We start from the raw sequence: 4,362 nt of genomic DNA, 5'->3' as shown, positions 1-4,362 counted from the left end.
CGGTCATCGCGGTGTTGAAGCCGTTGGTGTCACCGGATGCGGTGTTGTGTAGCGATGGTGCGGGTGTGTATGCCAGTTTCAGCAAAGAGCATACCTGTAAACGGGCGCACAAGATGCGGCACCATCAAACCAATGAACCCAACTACACCAGTGAGAGCCACAATCGATGCGGTGCAAAAGGCACAACAGATAAAGATTTCGCTGCGCAAGCGATGCACATTAATCCCCAGTGAATGAATGGTCTGGTCTCCCACCAAGAGCGTGTCCAGCGCGCGATAGCGCTTTAACGCCAAACCAACAACACATAGTAGGCCAAACAGAGCGAACAATAGATTATCCCAACGGGCAAGCCCCAAGCCGCCCATAGTCCAAAACAGAATCGTGCTGGCCGCACGTTGATCACCTGAGTAGATCAAAAAGCTGGTCACGGCGCCGAACAAAAATGAAATCGCCAAGCCGCACAGCACGAGATTATTGTTGCCCCGCTTTTTCTGCATCGAGAACAAAATAATCACCGCCGACGCCGACACAATGCCACCGGAAAATGCCGCCACCGGCAGCGTCCAAGAGCCCAATGCATCGCCAAGGCGAGTGATCACCAACACAGCCCCCGCCGATGCCCCTGCCGATAAACCAAATAAAAACGGGTCAGCCAAGTCATTGCGGGTCGCCGTTTGCAACAGCGCTCCGACCATGGCTAAACCCGCTCCGCCGATGATGGCTAGCAAAGCCCGCGGCAACCGCAAATCAACCAAAATACGGCTGATCATGTCCATCTGCCCATTGCCAAACGACATCAAGCCTGTCAGCACTTCGTTGAGCGAAAAAGTCATCGAACCGAACCGTAGACTCAGCAAAAGCTCCACGACTAGGGCGACGAACCCAAACAGCCACATCAACCTATAAGCATTGAGTTTTAGCGACATAGGCTACTTCGGATAAAACGCATGTGAGAGCTTTTCAATCGCATCCACATTCGCCGGCCCAGGGGTTAATTGCTCGTAGCGCAGCTTCACGTAGCGCTGGTTTTGCACCGCATTGGTGTATTGCATCAGCGGGTGGTTTTCGAGGAAGTTTTGCAGCGAATCGGCGCCGCTTGCGGTTTGATAATCCAGCAGGATGATCACGTCTGGGTTGGCTTTCGCCACGTGTTCCCAAGAGGTTGTCGCCCAGCTTGCTTCCATATCGTGAGTCACGTTTTTACCACCCGCTGCGCGGATCATTGCATCTGGCATGGCGTATTTACCTGCGGTAAATGGTTTGTCTTCCCCCGAGTCGTATAAGAAGACTTTTTGCACTTTGGCTCCCACCGTAGGCTTTGGTAATGCTGCTAAACGCGCTTTCCAATCGGCGACCAGCGCTTCGGCTTTATCCTGGCGATCAAAGATCACACCAAGCTTTTCGATGTCGCCGTATAGCAAATCCATGCTCGCGGGCATATCGACTTTATGCGTGTGCACACAGCTTTCAGTCAGCACCAAGGTATCGATGCCGTACGGTGCAAGCGTCTGAGGCGTCACTTCACCACCAACATTCATGCCGTAATTCCAACCGGCGAAGAAGAAATCCGGTTTCACAGCGAGTAGCGTCTCCAGTGTGGCGTACTTAGGCGCAAGCTCTGGGATGTTACCCAATTGATGCTTGAAGCTTGGTGACATCTTGTACCAGCCGCTGATGCCTGTCACGCCAACCATGCTGCCTTGCAGACTCAACGCAAACGCCATCTCCGACATATTGATGTCGTGAAACACAGCGCGCTCAGGACGTTTTTCAATCGTCAACGGACTACCGCATCTGTTCACGGTCACAGGGTATTGGGTGCTGGCAGCGTGCACTGCAGCCATCGGCAGCGTTAACGCTAAAGCGGCAAACCAGTTCATTAAGCAATTCCTTTCGAGATACAAATAGAGTGTGACGCGGCTTCAAAATGATGAATCGAGCGGCTTTCTTGTGGGTGATTGAAGGTCAACACCTGCAATCCAAAAATCGGAGTAATGTATTCGTTTTGCATAATTGCTTTGGCCGTATCGCACTTCACCACAGATTGCTGCGACATCAGCACCACTTTATCGGCAAACGGAGTCACCAACGGCAGATCATGCAACACTGCAATCGAGGCAATGCCTTTACGGCGCACCAACTCTAAAAGCTCTAGGCGCGCCAATGGGTCAAGGTGGTTGGTCGGCTCATCGAGCAACAGCAACTGCGGTTCTTGAGCAAACGCTCGTGCAATATGCGCACGTTGCTGCTCGCCACCGGACAGCGAGCCCATTTTGCGCGCACTTTTGCAGGCCAAATTGAGCTCGTATAACGTCTTAGATACCACCCGCTCATGGCGATCCTGGCAACAACAAAACGTATGTGGTACGCGGCCAAGACTGACGTATTCACGCACGCTCAGGCGTGGGTCTACGTGATCATTCTGTGCTACCACCGCGATCACCTTCGCTTTCTGCTGGGGCGACATCTTACTCACCGGTACACCGTCTATGGTCAACGTTCCTTGAGTCGCGAGATATTCACCCGTAATCGCTTTGAGCAAGCTCGATTTACCGCTGCCATTGGGACCAATCACGGCCACACACTCACCCTCAGTCATGCTAAAGGTCGCCGAGACCAACGCTTGCCAACCCGCAGGGCTAACAGCACTGAGCCGATCAACATGTAACAAGGGTTTAGGAGCTGTCATTATAAATATCGCAGAGTATAACTCAAGGATGCCTTAGCTATGTTATAACATAGCAGCAATCTTGAAGTAAAACGCACTTTTTTAGGGGCTACCCTGTTTGACTCTTTTAAGTGGCGCTCGCTCATACGGCGATATGGAAACAGGGGCTCGATGAGCCTCATTGTGCATCAGTCAGCTGGTAACAATGAAACATTAAGGACACAGCCTAGCTCGCAGCGACAAGAGCCGGCATTAATTGAGCCACGGAGCGTGCAAACAGAAAGGCCACACACTATCTGCATGGCCTTGTCGATTCAGATGAGAAAGTCATCCAACTGACGACCTTGCTCCAGTTGCTGGACTAGGAACTTGGGTGTACGGCCCTGACCGGTCCAGGTTTTCTCTACACCATGCTCAACGTAACGGTATTTCGGGGGACGAGGTGCTCGTTTGGCCTTAGTCGCAGTTGCAGCTGCTGGAGTACTGCCAACCAACTCAGTGGGGTCAATACCTGCTTGCGCTAACATCGCCTGAAATTCAGCCAGCTTTTGCCGATGCTCAGCTTGGGCTGCTTGCTCTTTCTCTGTCTGCTCCAACCGTTCCAGATAAATCGCTTCAATCTTCTCGTGAGCTTCTTGTACTTGCTCCAGGGACAACTCACGCAGTGCGGCTCGCAGACTACGCACATTCAACAAGACTTTCAAAAATTCACTCATCAATTGCCTCTCGCTCAATAGATTGGATAATAAAGGACAACAATATTTAGTTATCTAATCAGATTATATCAACATTCCAATGTTGTCACCTACCTCTTTTGATTGCCAAGAGATATCGCACGGGTAAAAAGTACCATTTCACGCATGGGTTGCAATGGCTTGTTGAAATGTCACTCTTATTTAATGCATCCCATCCACACTGAACAAATTACATCCATCCATATAGTACTTACATGCCTTGGTGTGAGCATTGATGACTATACCCACACTACTCTACATCTCAGATAAAATAAATGCATCTTGACGCATTACAGCACCTTTGATGATGACACCTACCCTCACCAGGACACGATACCCACCCTCACTCCTTGACGGCCAGCCACCATTCATCTATCACGAACGGTATTTAGACAAAGCTAAATAACATCCGTCTCATACTCACTAAAAACAAATAACAAATTCCGCGGTAGCTAACTGACTCATGCTGCTATCTCACTTAACGTGAATTGAAATATGCACTTCACAGCCTGATTAACTGAAGATACTGTCATCGCAGCCTACACTTTCAACCGAGGCCTACCTCGTGCTGTAACGTGCTTGGGAAGATTGCCTTTGAAGAAAGTTCGGTGTTTTTTGAGCTTCAGCCTGGCGGCAGGCTCTGATTTGGTCAGATAAGCAAGGGCTTTTTGTAAATAGCCTCGTTTCGTCTTGTCGGCATGCCCAACCATGCCAATCCCGCACTCCCGATACTCAGCCTTTTTCTGATTGCAATTATGCCCTCTGCCCCGGTTACCTGTGATACGCAACCATTCCTTAATGATGGCATCTGCGTAGTAAACATCGCGCTGGAAGTGAGCTCCATTCATAAAAACTGCCAAGTGAAAATGAAGGCTATGTCCCAATTACGTGTTGCATGGGGTGCCCCAGCGCCTCATGCAAACATGCTTTGATATTCACGCCTCTCCCGTAACGCTCCAG

4 protein-coding genes and 1 pseudogene are annotated in these 4,362 nt (G+C 50.4%); all 5 read right to left on the bottom strand.

Annotated elements, in window-relative coordinates:
• Positions 1-104 precede the first annotated feature (104 nt).
• Positions 105-896: pseudogene (locus tag ACW5W8_RS23280) on the bottom strand (FecCD family ABC transporter permease); the annotation flags it as partial.
• 33 nt (positions 897-929) lie between these two features.
• Positions 930-1,880 (bottom strand): ABC transporter substrate-binding protein, encoded by a 951-nt coding sequence (locus ACW5W8_RS23275; RefSeq protein WP_498630769.1) that lies wholly within the window; start codon positions 1,878-1,880, stop codon positions 930-932.
• Positions 1,880-2,599, bottom strand: coding sequence for an ABC transporter ATP-binding protein (locus ACW5W8_RS23270; RefSeq protein ID WP_498630767.1), 720 nt, complete (start codon positions 2,597-2,599; stop codon positions 1,880-1,882). Before ACW5W8_RS23270 ends, ACW5W8_RS23275 begins: the two co-directional genes overlap by 1 nt.
• Before the next feature lie 383 nt (positions 2,600-2,982).
• Complete coding sequence (locus ACW5W8_RS23265; protein WP_421347346.1) at positions 2,983-3,384, bottom strand: H-NS family histone-like protein; 402 nt, start codon at positions 3,382-3,384, stop codon at positions 2,983-2,985.
• A 557-nt stretch (positions 3,385-3,941) separates the two neighbouring features.
• The gene (locus tag ACW5W8_RS23260; protein ID WP_498630764.1) at positions 3,942-4,250 is read right to left on the bottom strand and encodes a hypothetical protein; all 309 of its coding nucleotides are present in this window, start codon (positions 4,248-4,250) and stop codon (positions 3,942-3,944) included.
• Positions 4,251-4,362 lie beyond the last annotated feature (112 nt).

The sequence above is a fragment of the Aeromonas aquatilis genome, assembly GCF_054052405.1.
The sequence above is the reverse complement of the archived record's forward strand: the minus strand, read 5'-3'. Positions and strand labels throughout refer to the sequence as shown.